Raw genomic sequence first — 17,621 nt, 5'->3', positions numbered from 1 at the left:
ATTTCCAATTCCTCTCTACGCCAGCCCCATAGAAGTAATCCATATTTGAATTATCATTACATTCCAATGACTGGAAGTGTTATCCAACTGCGGCCAAACAAAACATTGATGACTCGAATAAAGCATCTGCGGCTTTATATAAAAATGACAGTTCGCAGTTGCATCACAAATCTGTTGAAAGGAGTTTTAAATGACGATCGAAACGGAGCAGGAGCTCAGAGAATTAAGACATATTGGCAGAATCGTAGCAACGACGCTGAAAGAAATGATGAGTCGCACAGAACCTGGCATGACCACGGGAGAGCTGGATCTCATCGGCAAAGAGATGTTTGAACGCTATGATGCCCATTCCGCTCCGAAAGTGACATACAATTTTCCCGGCTATACCTGCATCAGTATCAATGAAGAGGTCGCGCATGGAATTCCCGGAAACAGAGTGATCCAGCCCGGCGATGTTGTGAATATTGATGTGTCTGCTGAAAAGAATGGATACTTCGCAGATACCGGTGGAACCCTGGTTGTTCCTCCGGACAACGCGATCAAAAACAAACTGATCAACTCAACGAAACTTGCCCTGAACGAAGCCTGCCACGTCGCGAGAGCAGGTCGACCGCTCAATAGCATCGGAAGGTCGATTGAGAAGGTTGCAAAACAGAGCGGCTTTCAAATTATCAAAAATTTATGCAGCCACGGTATCGGACTTGGATTGCACGAACCACCTGACACAATTCCAGGTTACTATGAACCAGGAGAGAAACGAAGGTTACATGCAGGACTGGTTATCACCATTGAACCATTCTTATCAACGACAAACAGGTTTGTCACAGAGACCGACGACGGATGGACACTGGCAGGTGGAAAAAACAGTCTCTCGGCCCAGTTTGAGCACACGCTGGTCATTACGAAAGGCAGGCCAATCTTGTTGACCATGATATAAAAAACCGCAAACCACTGTATAATAGCGACTTGCGGTTTATCGAATTAACTTGAAAAATGGACGATACTGGATTCGAACCAGTGACCTCCACGATGTCAACGTGGCACTCTAACCAACTGAGCCAGACGCACTGTCTACTGAACTCAATCTAGAAGCTCTCTGTGCTGTTTTCTCAAACTAAGCTTCATTCTCTTCTTCGGTCCCTGCCCAATGGGGATCATCCATACCGAGGTTCATTTTCAGCTCCTTGAATGATACAAATACTACGGGAACAATGAATAACGTCAGTAGGGCGACAGTCATACCACCGATCACGGGCCATGCCATCGCTTTCGCGACATCCGATCCGCGTCCCGTGGAAAAGATCACGGGAAGCAGTGCAATGATGGTGGTGAATGTTGTCATCAAACAGGGACGAATCCGTTTCAACCCTGCTTCCACAGCCGCATCACGAATATCCTTGGTAGTCGATAACTTTTTGCGGGTAAATATTTGATCGAGATAGGTTGCCATCACCACGCCATCATCCACTGCAATTCCAAACAAGGCGATAAAGCCCACCCAGACGGCGGTATTAATCTGAATTTCGTTGAACCCCAGAAAGATCATCCCCCCTGCAAAGGCAACAGGAATTCCAGAAAACACAGCCAGAGTAATGGGAAAATTTCGGAACTGAAGATAAATGATGAAAAGATTTGTAATGATGACCAGGGGCACAACCCACAACAAGCGATTGTTCGCTTCGATCTGATTCTGAAAAGATCCTACCGCCTTCAAAGCATAACCGGTTGGCAAGTTCAGCGAGCCATCTTGCTGGGCGGTACGCAGGCTCGACTCGACGGCCTTTACTGTTTCCAGTGCTCCTTCCATCCCTGACCCAGAAAATGAGACATGGGCTACCAGCCGGGCGTCTTCACTACTGATGACACCCGGTCCCCAAGTGGTTTTCATTTTCGCTAACATCGAGAGAGGAATGATCTCGCCTGATTGTGTCACCACGGGTAATCGGTTCAGCTCATCGATCTGCTCGCGAAGATTCCGTTCGTAACGCACCCGGATGGGATAGCGTTCTCGTCCTTCCACAGTCGTTGTAACGTTTGCACCACCCAACGCGGTTTCTATAATCTCGTTGATCATTGAAGTTGACATGCCATAGCGAGCTGCGGTTTCTCTATCCACATCGAATTCCACATACGGTTTCCCTAACACAATATCAGGATTCACTGTGGCTGCATTCACCTGCGGTATCTGCTTTAGCAGATCGGCTATGGCAATCGAAGACTTGGCCAGACCATCGAGACTGTCGCCAAAAATACGAATCGCCATAGGCGCCTTGATGCCGCTTTGTAACATTACAACACGCCCTTCAATAGGTTGCAGTGGCGATGCGGGAGTCACTCCCGGGAGAGTCGCCACTGCATTGATCTGGTCCCAAATATCTTTGGACGTCACTCCCTCGCGCCATTGATCGGTTGGTTTGAGCATAACGTAGGTTTCAATCATGGCTGCGGGGGCAGGGTCAAGCGCTGATTCGATCCGTCCAATTTTTCCCAAAACATTTTCGACTTCGGGAATTTCACTGATCATCGCATCCTGAGTTTGCAGGACTTCCATCGCTTGAGAAAGACTGGCGGCAGGATAGAGCGTGGGCATATAAAACCAACTCCCTTCATCAAGGGCAATCCAGTCATTCGATTTCAGACCAGGAAACACATGTTTGGCTTCCACATACCCGGGGAGTTCATTGAGATCCAAGCCTAACGCGTTTGAAAACTTCTCAAACGGTTTCATAACTGTCGGTAATCCAATCCATGACCCCAAACCAAGTAAGACCATCATCGTGGGAAGTGAAAAGAAAAACATTTTGTGGGCCAGAAAAAAGCGGAGTGTCGGCTCATACAAATAGTGAATCGTTTTCCCAATCGGATTTTGGTCAATAGGACGAAGGCGTTCACTCAACATCCAATAACAGGCAAACCCACCAATACCCATGCATAAAATGATTAATAACGGAAGGTTAATCATTAATTGATCGCTAAAAGCTGTGCCTGCGATCCAAGCCAAATAACCACAAACCAGACTGAATCCAATTGCAAAGATGAATTTGTATCGCCGAGCGATCTGATTGGAGGAGAGAAACATGCGACTCAGCAGTGGTACGAGCGTGATCGCCACGATTAACGCGGCAGCGATAGAAAAGGTCTTCGTCCAGGCCAAAGGAGCGAACAGTTTGTAGTCTCTTCCCGTTAGCATAAACACAGGCAAAAAACTGACAATAGTTGTCATCACAGCAGTGACGACAGCAGGTGCCACTTCGACGGTAGCTTCATAAATAACCGCCAGTCGCTTTTCACTCCCTCCCGGTCTCTCTTTTACCTCCCATTCTGCAAGATGATCATAAATAGATTCGGAAACTACAATTCCCATATCAACCATGGTCCCGATGGCGATCGCGATTCCTGCCAGTGACATGATGTTGGCATCAACACCAAACACATTCATGGCAATAAATGCCATCAAAACTGCGATGGGAAGTGTGATTGCCACCACGATACTGGCTCGTAGATGCAGCAGAAACAACAGAATCACAATCGCTGTGATGATAACTTCTTCAGTGAGTGCGGTGGTCAAAGTCGCAATCGTCTCGTTAATCAAACCAGTACGATCATAAATCAACTTAAATTTTACCCCTTTCAAGCTCGGTTCAATTTGTGTGATTTTTGCTTTGACTCGATCAATGACCGTTCGAGGATTCTCACCAAATCGCATGACAACCACGCCACCTACGGCTTCCGTTCCATTGAGATCGATCGCGCCCCGGCGAAACTCAGGCCCCAGTTGAACATAGCCAAGATCTCGAATTCGGATGGGGACACCTTGTTTGGAACGGATGACCGTTTGCTCAATCTCTTTAATCGCTTCTGAAGTATCTTGCCCCGCCCCGATGAACCCCCGACCTCGAATAATGAATTCCATCCCCCCCGATTCCACTGTCTTGGCTCCCACGTCAATGTTGGACTGACGCACGGCTTTGATGACCTGATCGAGAGGAATGTCATAGAAACGAAGCTTGTCCGGATCAATTTCAACCTGATATTGCCGTACGTAACCACCCACACTGGCAACTTCGCTGACACCGGGTACGGCCTGGAGTTCATATTTCACTACGAAGTCCTGCAGGCTGCGTAATTCTGCCAGATTCATATTCTTTGGCGGCTCTAATACGTAATAGAGCACCTGTCCCAATCCGGTGGCATCCGGTCCCAATGTGGGAACGACTCCATCGGGAAGCATGGCTGCTGCTGTTCCCAACTGTTCGGCAACACGAGATCGTGCCCAATAGAAATCGGTACTATCCTTGAACGTGATCTGAACAAAACTGTAACCGAATAAGCTTTTTCCACGGACTGACTCCGCATCGGGAACCGCCAACATTGAAACCGAGAGTGGATAAGTCACCTGATCTTCCACATCTTTAGGCGACCGGCCCGGCCAGGCTGTGAAGATAATGACCTGGTTTTCACCAATGTTGGGAATGGCATCGATGGGGACCTCGCGTATGCTATACCATCCGAAACCGATGAGCACAGCGGTCACACAAAACATGATCAGTGGTTCGCGGATACTAAATGCAACCAAGGCACGCAGCATGGTTATTCTCCTTGGGGCCTTGAAGGTGATTTTTGATTCGGCTCTGGATCACTTTTTTTTGTCTGGCCTGCTTTTGAAGTGTCAGGTTTGAAAGCACGTACCAGCTCTCCACAGTGAAGCATCTGACTGCCGAAATAAGGATTGATCAATTTTTCATCTAACTGAAGCCAGTCTCCTCCGCCCTCAGGAACCATGGGACAAAAGAAATGGTTGAAAGATTGTTTTGTATTACTGCCGCGTATTTGGGTTGCCAGTTTTACAATCGCATGACTGATCGACTTGAAGTTCTTCCGCGCCTCTTCTATTGAGAGATGATGCAGATGTTCTGATTTTGTCTGAATCTGCTTTAATTCAACCCGGACCGGGCTGCTGAATCTGGAATCATTGGCTAACTGCTTAGACAAACCAATGAGCGCACTAGCTTGTTCTTCAGTGATTTTTTTATCTCCAGCAAGTGACTTTTGGATAGCAAAATAGACGCGATACATTTTTTCGAGTTGTTCGCCAACCTGCCCCGGAATGATTTGAATGTTGATCGAGTCAAATTTGAGTGGTCCGCTTTTCTTTTTTGCTTTTTCTTCAGGAACATACCGCGTGGGATCAATCAAACTGGGTTTACCGGATAACTGCATCTGCGAATCGATCAGGAAGTTTCCGGATGTCGCGACTTTCTCCCCTTTTTTGACTCCCGAAAGAATCACAGCCCGATTTCCTAACAGGGGTCCCAGCGTTACATTTCGTAATTCGAAGCGTCCCGGTTTCGTTTCCACATAGACAACACTGTGGTCGCCCGCTAACAAGACAGCGGAACGGGGAACCGTCAAAGCCTCCGGTTGTGAAACGGGTTTATCGGTATATCCATAGCGCGAAGTGGGGACAAGTTTCATACCGCAAATCGGGCAGTCCCCCGGTTTGTCTCGAATGACCTGCGGATGCATCGGGCTAATCCATTTCCCTGCTAATTCGGCATCATACACTTTTCCCTGGGGGCCGATAGGCACCGTGATTTCTGCTTTGGCATAATCTCCTGGCCGCAATTGACCATCGTCGTTCCGAAATTCCACACGCACTCCAACCGTACGTCGGGATGGATTCACTGTGGGGTCGATAAATACAACTCTGCCCTTCAACTTCTTTCCAGGCAACGATTGCAATTCCGCTTCCACGATTTGGCCAAAGCGAATTTGGGATGCATCCTCGGGATAGAGTTCCATCATCAACCAGACTGTTGACAGGTTGGCAATGCGATAGATGGGCTCTCCGGCTGTGATATATTTGCCTTCTTCAGCCAGTTTTTCGGTAACAGTACCACCTATAGGCGCATAAATCGTGAGCCTTGATTGTGCTTTTCCCGTTGACAGCAGTTGATTGATCTGCGTTTCTGTCATCCCCAGTTCGACCAGTTTTTGGCGAGAATTGGTCACCAGTTTTTCCTGCACCTGTCGCACAGAAGCTAAAGCAGCCGAGGTCATGTTCTTTAATGCATTTCGCGCTTCCAGTAATTCAATCTGAGCCGAAAAAAGTTCGGGGCTATACACAACAGCCAGATGATCTCCTTTTTCCACTTCGACACCAGTATAATCCGCGAATAACCGCTCGATCCGTCCGTCAATGTAGGCGGCAATTGTAGCCTGCCGGCTTTCGTCAATTTGAATCATGCCGATTGTTTCGATCGTGGTACTGACGGGTTCAGATTTCACTTCCGCTGTCTGAATATTGGCTAAACGTCGTTGAAATGGCTCAATCGTGATTGCCATCTGGTCGATATTTCCACCTGATTTCGATGTGGGAACCAGCTCCATTCCACAAATGGGACACCGGCCAGGTTTAGGTTGCCGAATCTGAGGATGCATGGGGCAGGTAAAGATCTGTTTTTTACCATCTTGTGAAGTGGCTGCTACCGATGTCCCTCCTGCCTGAATCCATCCCACACGTTGTGCTAACCCGAGTAAGATAATCAGGATTAGACCAGCACACAAAAATAGACCGACGGGAAAGAGTTTGATCACCCACCACCGAAATGATTTCGCATCGGGATGCGGTGTTGTGTTACTAACATCGGTCACTGGTTCATTTTTTGATGAAGATGTCATATGTCCCCTCCGGGAAATTTTGAGAGAGCGGCCAGCCAATGACATTAGACCAGCATTGGACTGTGCCGGAAAACTATGGCCAGCCGCTCAACTGCAATATAAAACGTTTCGATCTGAACGTTCATCAATTTTATATTCGAACTCAGCTTAAGAATGTCGATTCAGAGCGAATTCATGCGCAAAGAATCAATACTTGCTGACAATGTTGTTAAATGAAAATTGCGCACAGAGTTTCCACGTCAAAAACGTCGAAAGCTGTGTGAGAGAAGCAGAATTTAGAGCAAAGAAACACAGAGCTGAATCTGTGCAAACCTCTGAAATGACATCAAGTAAGACGAGTCTTCACATGAAAATGGATGACAATAATCTTCCTGATTCAAAGGCGAGGAGGCACCCGCCAGAGCAAGAAATACACTCGCAAATTGCACTCGTTGTGTCAGAGTGGGCTCAGTCGGTATCGCAGCAAATAAGTTGTTCTTAGCACAATGGCATTTGGAATTGTTGTACTGGTTGTTATGTAAACAAGAAACGAGTCGCTCATCACTGACAGTTTTGAGATTTTGTTTCTTGGTTGCCGCCGAACTTGTTACTCGCTTGAAGCAACAGTCCCCCTGACCGGAAGCCAAAGTTTTTGAGGGAAGTTTGATATTGCAGCAATTTGTTTTATTTTGCAAGTGGTTTTCATCAGAAGCGTCATTCGAGCAACAACAGCCAAACAAATTTGCCGGGCCAATCATCTGAACGAACAGCATTGCTGTCGTGAGCCAGATGACCAAAAATCGACAAACCGACTTCATTGCTTAAGCCTCCTGAGAAAGATGATACATAGACAAGTGGAGTGTACTGTATCCTTTAAGTAGAGAGAAGACCAAATTTTTTAGGGTTCATTCTCATCTGGCAAAACGGGTAGGGATGGCAGTTTGGTCATCGGTATGTCCTGCCCGACTGCGCGACAGATTTGCGCCATTGAAATTGCGAGTTCGCCAATTGCCTGATGATAACCAAGCTCAAGCGTCAGCAAGTTTCGATAGTCTCTAATGACACGATCAAATTCGACGGCTCCCCGAGAATACGACTCCTGATCAGCTCGGAGAGTCTGACGCGCTTGAGGAAGGATGGTATTTTTGTAAAGGACTGCTGTCTCATCCGCGCGTCTGGCTTCTGCCAGCAATTCAGTAATCAGCGCATCATATCGATCGATCACTTCCGTTTCTGAATTGTTTGAAGCAAGATGTTTCCACGTCGCTTCGTCCTCCAGAGCGTCATATTTTTCTCTCCACAGCGGTACGCTGACTTGAGCACCCAGTGACCAGGGATCTTCACCCACATTGACAATCGAAGAGGGGGGGCGGTTATTATCCACGAAAAAGTAATTGCCCGAAATGGTGAGTTCTGGCCGTCGGCTGAGGCGGGCAACTTCAATTCCCCACTGGGTTGCCTGTGTACGCAGCTGGGCTGCCTGAATCTCTGGTTGCGACGTTAATGAATTCTGAAACAGCGTGTTTAAAGATAACTCAGGTAAATCAACGTGTAGTTCATTAGACGTGATCACCGGAAGATCAGTGTCTCGCGCCAATAAGCGATTCACTTCCGCTTGCACGGCAACTCTCAATTTGCGATACGTAAGTAGACGCTCTTCTAATTTGCTCAATTCCAGCGTGCCTAGCAGCACATCCCCCTGTGTTGCAGTTCCGGTGGCGATTTGGGCATTTGCGACATCAATTAGTGATTGAAGCAGTTGTTGATTCGCTTTCGTGGTTTCAATCTGTTGATCGATGACGTACAACCGATACCAACCTGTTCGAACTGCAGCAATCACAAGAATTCTTTCTGCCAGATAATCGGCACGAATGGCAAATGCTTCGAAGGAGGCTCGCTGTTCTTCCGCACTCAGCTTGCCAAGCCAGGGAATCATCTGGCTGACACTTAAGATGGCTCGTTGTGAACCGGCGGCAGTTTCAATGGCGGCTCCTCCAAAAACATTTGCACCAACCTTTGGATCAGGAAGTTCGTCAACATATCTCGCACGCGAAGTTGCTGCGTTATACTCCTGGTAGAGCTTTACCAGTCTGGGGTTCACATCAACGGCCAATTGTTCCAACTCAATCAGGGAATGAGTTGGAAATGGTTGAGAAACAACCGTTTCGACTTCCTGGTTGCCTTCAATGGATGAATTCAGAAACTCAGAACTTGTCTGTAGAATGTCTGTTTCAGGTTCAGACATATTATCTATCTGAGTGCGCTCGGTTGGAACGCGTTCAGCTTCGATTTTTGCCAAGCCCGTATCTTGTACGGTTGCTGAACGTGTCGCACACCCCACAGCAAAAACCGCCGAGAGAACTAAACCATAACCACAAACGATGACTGCGGGATGTTCCTTCATCCTGAAACCTTACTGAGAGCTACTGAAAGATGATCCCGCATGCTCAGGAAATGGATCACCAGGAGTAGAATTGATTTGAAATGGCACAGTCCAACAAATGGATCGACTTGATCAATCGTCTGTCTGTGAGAACAATGATGAATTTATCGATCTTCCGGCGAAATTCGTAAAAACTGTGACAGTTGTAAGGAAAGATGCAATCAGGCAAAGAATATAAGGCTCACGAACCGAGCGCAGCAAAAAACCTGCTGAACGGATTTGATATGTCCAACAGGTTTCAATTTTCACTTTCCATAAACTTTAACTAGGAAAGGATTTAGAATTGGACGATACTGGATTCGAACCAGTGACCTCCACGATGTCAACGTGGCACTCTAACCAACTGAGCTAATCGTCCTGCGGTTAAGAAGGGTACGCGCCGATTAAGAAATCGTCAAGTTCCAGACGAGTTTCTGTGAAAAAAACTGCTGAAAGTAAGAGTCTGGCGCCCTGTCTGACCGATCATAGCAATTTCAGCGGTTTCCGACGATTTTTCTGCGGACGGGCGAACATTGACGCGGACATTACTTGTCGAATATAAAGACTCTACCTCCTTCGAACTGCCTGAGCGGTGAGCCCTTTGTAACGGCGACTGTGGTGGTTCCGACTTTAGATGAAGTTCAAAAAACGAATGATTCAAATCAAATTACCCGATGGAAGTGTTAAGGAATTCTCAGATAACAGCTCCGCAATCGATGTCGCACAATCAATTGGAGAACGGCTGGCCAACGCGGTGGTCGCTGCCGAGGTGAACGGAACCGTTTGTGATGCGTTCCGACCCATGCGGGAGATAGCGGATTCGTCCGAAATCTCACTCCGCCTGCTGACCGATCGCGATGCCGAAGCACTCGGCGTGATGCGGCACTCGTGTGCCCACGTAATGGCGCGAGCCGTGATGCGTCTCTGGCCCGGCATTCAACTGGCCTTTGGCCCGACCCTGCCCCATGGCTTCTATTACGATTTTGGTCTCGAACATACCATCAGCGAAGATGACTTTCCCAAAATCGAAGAGGAGATGAAAAAGATCATCAAAGAGGAAGAACCGTTCGAACGGTTCTCTCTCGACCGAGGCGAAGCCGTTTCGTTTGTGAACGAAATGTCCCAGCATTCCAAAGCGGAGCACATTGAAACGGGTCTCGCCGACCATGGTCAACTCAGCTTTTATCGACAGGGCGAATTTGTCGATCTCTGCCGGGGTCCTCATATTCCCAACGCGGGAAAAATCAAAGCTTTCAAACTGTTGTCGGTTGCAGGCTCGTACTGGAAAGGCGACACCGGGAATAAACCGCTCCAGCGTCTGTATGGTACCGCCTTTTTCAGCAAAAAAGATTTGAAGAAGTATCTGGAACAGGTCGAAGAAGCCAAACGCCGCGACCATCGTGTGCTTGGCAAAAAACTGGGACTGTTTCAGATCAATCCGGAAGTGGGACAGGGGCTCTGCCTCTGGCTGCCCAAAGGGGCCACGATCCGCGCGGTACTGGAAGACTTCATCAAAGTTGAACTCACACGGCTCGGCTATCAGCCGGTCTACTCACCCCATATCGGACGTGTCGAGCTGTATGAAACCAGCGGTCACTTCCCCTACTATCGCGACTCGCAATTCGCGCCCCTGTTCGGGCACGATGCTGGGCAACTGGTTGATTTCTGGGTGCGGAAACTGGAAGAAGACAGTCTCTCGGCTGAGGATGAAGAGACGTTCTGGAAATCCTCACGGGTAATGAACTGTGATTTCGAATTTCCTCCCGGTGCGAATCGCGAAGAAAAAATTGCAATACTCAAAGACTGGGAACACAAAAACGAACGGTATCTGCTGAAACCGATGAACTGTCCACATCACGCGGAGATGTATCGCTCGATGCCGCGGAGTTATCGGGACCTGCCCGTGCGACTGGCGGAATTCGGAACCGTGTATCGTCACGAACAAACGGGAGAATTGAACGGCATGTTGCGGGTACGCGGCCTGACTCAGGATGATGCGCACATTTTCTGCACTCCCGAGCAAGTAGAAGACGAATTCCGCATCACACTGGATCTTGTCAAATTCATTCTGGCTTCGGTCGGTCTGGACAATTTCCGTGTGCAACTTTCGCTGCGCGAGCCCGGAAGTGACAAATATGTGGGCAGTGAAGAGAACTGGCAACGTGCCGAAAACAGTCTGCGAAAAGTGCTCTCCGATTCGGGAATGCCGTTCACGGAATGTGAAGGTGAAGCCGCATTCTACGGACCAAAGGCCGACTTTATGGTATCGGACTGTATCGGCCGCGAATGGCAGTTGGGAACGGTACAACTCGACTATAATCTGCCAGAGCGTTTCCAGCTTGAATATACCGGCTCCGATAATCAGCCACACCGCCCGGTCATGATTCACCGTGCCCCGTTTGGTTCGATGGAACGCTTTACCGGTATGTTGATCGAACATTTCGCGGGCGCGTTTCCACTCTGGTTGGCGCCTGAGCAAATCCGTGTGTTGCCCGTCAGCGATAAGACACTCGATTATGCGAACGAAGTGGCAGCCGAACTGCGCAAGAACGGATTCCGCATTTCTGTCGACACACGCAGTTCCAAAGTCAACGCGAAGATTCGCGACGCCCAACTGGAATTGATTCCGTATATGTTCATCGTCGGTCCCAAAGAGGCAGAACAGACTGCGGTCGCGGTACGGGATCGTATCGACGGTGACCTGGGACCAATGCCGTTAGCGGACGCGATGTCCAAACTGAAGCAGGAAGTCGAGGACCGTCTCGTGCGACAAGTGGTAGAAAGCAGCTTTTCCGGAATTGAGGGACAGACTGAGGAGTCGAACGAGTATTAACTGGGATCAATCTCTCGAAAATCATAAAGGGCTATGATGTAAAAAACTGCTGCTGCGTTCCGAATATGATTTAGATGGATTATTGGCCATGAAAAAACTGTATGAGTTTCCTATTCTCAACAAGGCCATTTCATGTATGAATTCAGATCTATTTCAAAACGTGTGGATCAAGCCACATAGCATTTGCTCCGTAAGCTTGCCCCGGCGATTCAGTTCGAATTTCCAGTCTTTTAATGTTCTTGACAGACACTTTACAGAATACCACGTCCCCTCGAAATCGGATGAGTGGTGATTTCCAGAGAACCCTGTCATCTCCCATCACCGAAAATGTAACTGAACGGCGAACTTCAGTTGTATGATCATAGAGGGCCACGCCGGTCACAAAGGTTTTGTATTGACCATCTAATTGGTAACGCACGCGTGCGAAACCATTATTTGGTGGATGTAGTCCCAGACCATTGGGAAACTCAAGATGATTGACTGTAAACATTCCCTTGCCATTTCCACTCTCGCCATTTTTTCCGAAAGGCCACGGACCTGGAATGACATCCTGTTCCTGCATGTGATTGAGATACCGGAGGGGCATCTCGCTTAACTTGTCATTAATCGTCGTTCGATCTGCTCCAATTGAGTGTTGCCACGCTCGACTATACAATTCATAAGCGTGTAATTCCAATTCTCGCTTTGTCAAACCTTTCTCTTTACCACCTAATTGATACCAGCCATTGGCAACTTCCAGAAGAGTGCCATAATTTTTTGAGTTCGAAAGTTCTTTCTTAGCCAGAGCTCGAAATTCAGCATCATCCCCTTTGGCGAGCCAAAAAAGTCCTTCTTTCCAGTGATTCAACTTTAAGGCGACAAACTTTCCATATAAAAAAGCCGACTTTGAGTCGTTCGGATCCTTTTGCAGGTTTTGATGATATTTTTCTACTTTGCGATATTCCCGAGCCAGCATAACACTGCGTTGTTTTAAACGATTCGCCAGTGTATATGCGTGGTTGTTCCCTGATGATTTCCCAATTTTAACGGCTAGAGTAGCGATCTTCGTTGCTGCAGAATAATCGCCTGTTTTGATCGCAGCCTGACTTGTTTTGATCGCGTCAAACGCCACTTCTTTCAAATATCCTTTGGAAGGTGCTGATTTAGATTCTTTTAAAAGCCGCTTATATTCCTCAGAAAAATCAATCTTCCCAGAAAGTGGAAATGCTCCCAGAACTTGCGTTTCACCTGGAACGAAAAGGAAACACAAGCCAAAACAAAACAAGTGAAAGAGAACCTCGTATTTTAGAGTTAACATTTTTAAGTCCAATTAAGAATTGGTCTAAACCTATGTGTAAAATAAACAAATAGTACGTTTCTATCATAAGTGAACCACTCTGGGGTTCCAAGCGTTTTCTCGACGAATTAAACAGGGAATTCCCATTTGCATTGAGTCTAAAACCGCTCTAGGCAAATTTTTTCTCTACCTAACCATAACGTTACGTTGCTATTCAAAGGTCTGGCACAAATCGCGTGTCAAAGTGTGGGAAGTCAAATGGGAAATGTGGGATTAAGCAACGATTAATGTGAGTGGCTCGGCGCTAGCCGCCGGTTTTGACATGTTCGTCGTTATGTTCTGCAGTTGGTGTATAGCAATCCCGATGCAGATCAAGATCATATAACGTCACAGATTACCGAGTGCTAGCACACTGTCACTCACAAGATTCGTCGATTGATTCAGACGGAAAGTTAGTTGTTCAGCCCCGCTTTCCGGTTCTGATCACTTTGATATTTGTCCCTCATTCCGATATAAATTATGGTAGGCAGTTTCATTTTGCATTCTAAAATGAAATGCGCGGACAGCATCGTTTCTGTTAAAGCATCAGATCCATTCTATACCTGTTTTATGTGAGTAATACACTATGAGCCAAGCTGTGGGACAACAGATTGAAACCGAGTTTTTTGCGAAGTTTCCGACCTCTTCACAGATGTACCAGCGGGCCTGTACTTTGTTTCCCAGTGGGGTGACTCACGATGGTCGTTATATGCAACCGTTTCCCATTTATGTCGATCATGCAACAGGTTCACATAAATATGACGTGGACGGCAACGACATCATTGATTACTGGAGTGGCCACGGTGCATTGATCATGGGGCACAGTCATCCTCAGATGGTCAAGGCGGTTCAGGATCAGGTTGCGAAAGGAACGCATTTCGGCGCCTGTCATGAGTTGGAACTGGAGTGGGGCGAACTTGTCCGCAAACTGGTCCCTTCTGGTGAAATGGTGCGTTTTACCAGTAGCGGAACCGAAGCCACCATGATGGCGTTACGCGTCTCGCGAATCGCTACCGGAAAAACAAAAGTCATGAAATTCGCCGGCCATTTTCATGGCTGGCACGATCTCTTAGCCCAGGCCGCAGAACCACCGCATGATGACAAGACCTATAAGATGCCCGGAGTGACGCACGGCGTGTCTGATGAATTAGTCATCCTGCGTCCCAATGATCTGGATCTGGTCGAGCAAGCGATTGCCGAGCATGACCCGGCCTGTATTATTGTGGAAGCCACGGGCAGCCGCTGGGGTGTGGTTCCCCTTGATGATGGTTTTCTACAAGGTTTGAGACAACTAACGGCTGATAAAGGTGTGCTGCTGATTATGGATGAAGTCATCAGCGGTTTTCGCGTCGCGCCCGGCGGTATGCAGGAAGTATGTGGGATTGTACCCGACTTAACCTCTCTCGCCAAAATCGTCGCCGGCGGATTACCCGGTGGTTGTTTGACTGGTCGAGCCGATCTGATGCAGGCGATTGCCTTTGATAACGGGTTCGGCAAAAAGATGAAGCACCCCGGAACCTATAATGCGAATCCACTTTCGGCGGCAGCAGGTATCTCTGCTCTCAAGTTGATCGAAGATGGAGAACCTTGTCGGAAAGCGAACGAGAGCGGCGCAAAACTGCGTCTGGGATTGAATGAAGTTCTGACACGCAAGAATGTCAACTGGGCCGTCTATGGTCAATTTTCGATTATCAAAGTGCTTCCTGGCTACGATGGTCCGCGGCCCGTGGATGACAATTTTGTGCCTTACAATAATGACTTCGATCGTCTGGACTGCAAACATGATGCCCGCTTGGGTCACGCATTTCGCTGTGCTCTGTTACTCAATGGAGTCGATTGGTTTGGTTGGGGCGCGATGACCACAGCCGCCCACACGGATGATGATATCAGCTTCACCATTAATGCCTTCGAACGGGCCATTGATGCACTTCGTGCCGATGGTTTCATCGATTGAGACAATGCGAAAACTCTCGGAGTCGATTGAACGTGGATGAAATCTGGAAACCAACTGCGAAAGAGTTGGAACAAGCAATTCATAAACAGACTCCCGATATCATTGAGAAGGGGTTGAAGGCACTGTTTGTGGGCACGAACCCCGGTTTATATTCGGCGGCGGTGGGGCATCATTTTGCACGCCCTGGTAACCGGTTCTGGCCCGCCATGTATAAAGGTCGTGTGACGGAGCGACTCTATTCACCGTTTGAAGATTATCTTCTCCCCAAACGGGGAGGTGGCCTGACGAATATTGTCAGCAGAGCATCCAAACGAGCTGACGAACTTTCCAAAACGGAACTATTCGAAGGTGCGGAAATCCTCACAGAGAAGGTCATTAAGTATCGTCCACAAAAGGTGGCTTTCCTGGGTATTACTTCCTATCGGAAGGCGTTTCAGGAACCCAAGGCTCAGCTCGGTTTACAGGAACGAACGATTGGGGGATCTCCCATCTGGGTTTTACCCAATCCAAGTGGACTGAACGCGCACTACCAGCTTCCTGCACTGGGAAAGATCTTTGCCAAAATGTGGCGTTAAACACTTTCTCCATTCCCCCTGTTTTACCAAATAAAGTCTCTTTTCTCAGGCTAGTTTGCATTCAGTGTGGATTGATTTAATCCCACCCATTTCTTTCGACGATAAATTCCTATATCCGATCAGAGAAACTGCGCAATCATTGCCAGCTATTCTACTTGTACTCATTTAGGAAACACTCCAGTTCCCATGCCAGCTTTTCTCACGCAACGAAAATGGCGTCGATTCATACTGCTGTTGCTGTGTGCTGCCATGATCAGTCTGCAAGGCTGTTTTGTCCGTCGAGAACGTTATAGCCTGGCCAGCTTGTGGGCCGATTATAATACCTTGCGTGCGCCTGCCATCTTTTTGCAAAAACAAGAACATATGCCTTACAAGGCAAGGCAGGTTTCTTATTTCCACTGGCAATATGGAGTGACTCCGGGACGTGATGTGAAATATTCGCGACCCGATCTGGTTGGCGGTTTTCAGGGATCTGGTGCAGCTCCTTATGAAGCTGTGGTGAATGTTGGTGCAACAGAAAATGAGCATACACCGCCGAATGAACCGACACCAAGTGTCATACCAAACGGCGCGATGACCATCCCCTATCATGGAAAAGTAAGCCCCCCTGTGCCACCGAAGAAACCGTATCCCCAATCCATTCCACCTTCACCAGAACCGCCGCCTGCTCCCGGAACAACGGCGCCTCCCCCTGTGCCGCCAGCGTCTTAAGCTTTTACTTGCGAATTGCAGATGAAACCTTCGGTACAAAAACCGTGATCCAGATAAAGGGTTGTCCCCGTTCATCGATCACCAGCTTGCGCGTGAGTCCGTCACGGCCGATGGCGTTACGAATCAGAATGCCCCATGTCGTTCGTTTTTTCGAAATGTTGACTTTGACCTGATCCAGATCGACTCCTTTTTGCTGCACGGCATACTCATCCACAATCATCGGGATGTCTGAGGCTTTAGACGCTGCCATCAAGACGTCTCTTAGCGGAACGTTCGTTAGTTCCACGGGAATCAATTGAAAGAAACGTGGTGCCGTTTTCTGACGGGATTCTTTCAACTCCCAGCCGATGGGCCACGCTCTGGATACCGATCCGATCGGAGTCACGACCAGTTCCAGCAAACCCGAGGGAGTTCGTGAGGGATAAAATTCCAATCCGTACTGCTTCAATAAAATTGCGAGCACGGTTCCTTTCGCCAGCTTTCCGAGATCGGGAATAACTTTGAGATCCTGGTATTTTTCTGACACCTGTTTTTCCGCATTGATGTTTATTCTCACGGGAAGAGTGCTCGGAAAGTCAAGTTTTCCGATGGCTTCTTTCAATGACATTCCCTGCACATTGACGGGAGCTGGCTCGGAGAGTTCGGCAAAGACGGTTCGAAACTGGTCAGCTGACAAACCCCAGAGCGGTTTACTATCCGGTGAACCTTGAGCGCCATAGGTTTTGAGTTCGTTCAGCCACTCCTTGAGTTTCCCGACATCTTTGCGTGCGAATTGATGTCCCGGAAATTGAATCTCCCCCCTCCGATCTAATATGCCAATCAGGCGGACTTCACGAAACGTGCCCCGTACATTTTGTTCAATCTCGGGCTTGTCATCGCCCGAAGAACGCCGGGTCTGAATGGAAATATTCAAATCACGAAAGATCCGCCCCCACTCCTGAGCAAACAAAGCCGAACTGGTATTTTCCATAAGTAAGGTAACCGAAACCGAAGTTTTGATCGGTGCCCCCTGAGGTTTCGTCGATTTCGGAATCGAGAGCTGTGCCTGCAAACAATGATTTCCCTGTAGCAGTAGTGCTAATATCAGACAAACACCGATCGTTCCGGGAAATCGTTTCATGTGAATTTCAACCTGAGTATTAAAAGACTTT

General features: G+C 48.0%; 11 protein-coding genes and 2 tRNA genes. 5 read left to right on the top strand and 8 right to left on the bottom strand.

Annotation, left to right across the window (positions count from 1 at the left end; translation table 11 throughout):
* The first annotated feature begins 190 nt into the window (after positions 1-190).
* Positions 191-937 carry a type I methionyl aminopeptidase gene (map, locus tag V144x_RS09105; protein ID WP_144984535.1) on the top strand — a complete coding sequence of 249 codons (747 nt, stop codon included), beginning with the start codon at positions 191-193 and terminating at the stop codon, positions 935-937.
* A gap of 57 nt (positions 938-994) precedes the next feature.
* Here the strand turns inward: map and V144x_RS09100 are convergent.
* The 6 genes from V144x_RS09100 to V144x_RS09075 form a co-directional block, all read right to left on the bottom strand.
* Positions 995-1,068: transfer RNA gene (locus tag V144x_RS09100), tRNA-Val, on the bottom strand.
* A gap of 46 nt (positions 1,069-1,114) precedes the next feature.
* Positions 1,115-4,588, bottom strand: a complete 3,474-nt coding sequence (locus tag V144x_RS09095) for an efflux RND transporter permease subunit (RefSeq protein ID WP_144984532.1) — start codon at positions 4,586-4,588, stop codon at positions 1,115-1,117.
* A gap of 2 nt (positions 4,589-4,590) precedes the next feature.
* Positions 4,591-6,681 (bottom strand): efflux RND transporter periplasmic adaptor subunit, encoded by a 2,091-nt coding sequence (locus V144x_RS09090; protein ID WP_197998832.1) that lies wholly within the window; start codon positions 6,679-6,681, stop codon positions 4,591-4,593.
* A gap of 275 nt (positions 6,682-6,956) precedes the next feature.
* Positions 6,957-7,478, bottom strand: coding sequence for a hypothetical protein (locus tag V144x_RS09085; RefSeq protein WP_144984526.1), 522 nt, complete (start codon positions 7,476-7,478; stop codon positions 6,957-6,959).
* 80 nt (positions 7,479-7,558) lie between these two features.
* Positions 7,559-9,064, bottom strand: coding sequence for a TolC family protein (locus tag V144x_RS09080; protein WP_144984523.1), 1,506 nt, complete (start codon positions 9,062-9,064; stop codon positions 7,559-7,561).
* Between the two features lie 323 nt (positions 9,065-9,387).
* Positions 9,388-9,461: transfer RNA gene (locus tag V144x_RS09075), tRNA-Val, on the bottom strand.
* A gap of 273 nt (positions 9,462-9,734) precedes the next feature.
* Between V144x_RS09075 and thrS the strand changes: the two genes are divergently transcribed.
* Positions 9,735-11,915: a threonine--tRNA ligase gene (thrS, locus tag V144x_RS09070; protein ID WP_197998956.1), complete on the top strand. Its 2,181-nt coding sequence runs from the start codon at positions 9,735-9,737 to the stop codon at positions 11,913-11,915.
* Positions 11,916-12,063: 148 nt separating this feature from the next.
* On the opposite strand, the gene V144x_RS09065 is transcribed toward thrS, so the two are convergent.
* A complete protein-coding gene (locus tag V144x_RS09065; RefSeq protein ID WP_144984517.1) occupies positions 12,064-13,212 on the bottom strand; it encodes an NPCBM/NEW2 domain-containing protein in 1,149 nt (382 codons plus the stop codon).
* Between the two features lie 604 nt (positions 13,213-13,816).
* Here V144x_RS09065 and V144x_RS09060 point away from each other — a divergent pair.
* From V144x_RS09060 to V144x_RS09050, 3 genes are all read left to right on the top strand, one after another.
* A complete protein-coding gene (locus V144x_RS09060) occupies positions 13,817-15,184 on the top strand; it encodes an aspartate aminotransferase family protein (protein ID WP_144984514.1) in 1,368 nt (455 codons plus the stop codon).
* A gap of 32 nt (positions 15,185-15,216) precedes the next feature.
* On the top strand, positions 15,217-15,759 hold the full coding sequence (locus V144x_RS09055) for a mismatch-specific DNA-glycosylase (RefSeq protein WP_144984511.1): 543 nt from the start codon (positions 15,217-15,219) through the stop codon (positions 15,757-15,759).
* 186 nt (positions 15,760-15,945) lie between these two features.
* Positions 15,946-16,470, top strand: a complete 525-nt coding sequence (locus tag V144x_RS09050; protein WP_144984507.1) for a hypothetical protein — start codon at positions 15,946-15,948, stop codon at positions 16,468-16,470.
* A gap of 4 nt (positions 16,471-16,474) precedes the next feature.
* Here V144x_RS09050 and V144x_RS09045 read toward each other — a convergent pair whose 3' ends face one another.
* Positions 16,475-17,590 (bottom strand): hypothetical protein, encoded by a 1,116-nt coding sequence (locus tag V144x_RS09045; protein WP_144984504.1) that lies wholly within the window; start codon positions 17,588-17,590, stop codon positions 16,475-16,477.
* Between the last annotated feature and the right edge of the window lie 31 nt (positions 17,591-17,621).

Source organism: Gimesia aquarii (assembly GCF_007748195.1).
GTDB classification, from domain to species: Bacteria; Planctomycetota; Planctomycetia; order Planctomycetales; family Planctomycetaceae; genus Gimesia; species Gimesia aquarii.
This window is presented reverse-complemented; position numbering and strand designations above follow the sequence as displayed.

What these genes read in the sequence shown, in the direction of transcription:
- map (WP_144984535.1), top strand. Translation starts at nt 191, where the DNA reads ATGACGATCGAAACGGAGCAGGAGCTCAGAGAATTAAGACATATTGGC.
- V144x_RS09095 (WP_144984532.1), bottom strand. Translation starts at nt 4,588, where the DNA reads ATGCTGCGTGCCTTGGTTGCATTTAGTATCCGCGAACCACTGATCATG.
- V144x_RS09090 (WP_197998832.1), bottom strand. Translation starts at nt 6,681, where the DNA reads ATGACATCTTCATCAAAAAATGAACCAGTGACCGATGTTAGTAACACA.
- V144x_RS09085 (WP_144984526.1), bottom strand. Translation starts at nt 7,478, where the DNA reads ATGAAGTCGGTTTGTCGATTTTTGGTCATCTGGCTCACGACAGCAATG.
- V144x_RS09080 (WP_144984523.1), bottom strand. Translation starts at nt 9,064, where the DNA reads ATGAAGGAACATCCCGCAGTCATCGTTTGTGGTTATGGTTTAGTTCTC.
- thrS (WP_197998956.1), top strand. Translation starts at nt 9,735, where the DNA reads ATGATTCAAATCAAATTACCCGATGGAAGTGTTAAGGAATTCTCAGAT.
- V144x_RS09065 (WP_144984517.1), bottom strand. Translation starts at nt 13,212, where the DNA reads ATGTTAACTCTAAAATACGAGGTTCTCTTTCACTTGTTTTGTTTTGGC.
- V144x_RS09060 (WP_144984514.1), top strand. Translation starts at nt 13,817, where the DNA reads ATGAGCCAAGCTGTGGGACAACAGATTGAAACCGAGTTTTTTGCGAAG.
- V144x_RS09050 (WP_144984507.1), top strand. Translation starts at nt 15,946, where the DNA reads ATGCCAGCTTTTCTCACGCAACGAAAATGGCGTCGATTCATACTGCTG.
- V144x_RS09045 (WP_144984504.1), bottom strand. Translation starts at nt 17,590, where the DNA reads ATGAAACGATTTCCCGGAACGATCGGTGTTTGTCTGATATTAGCACTA.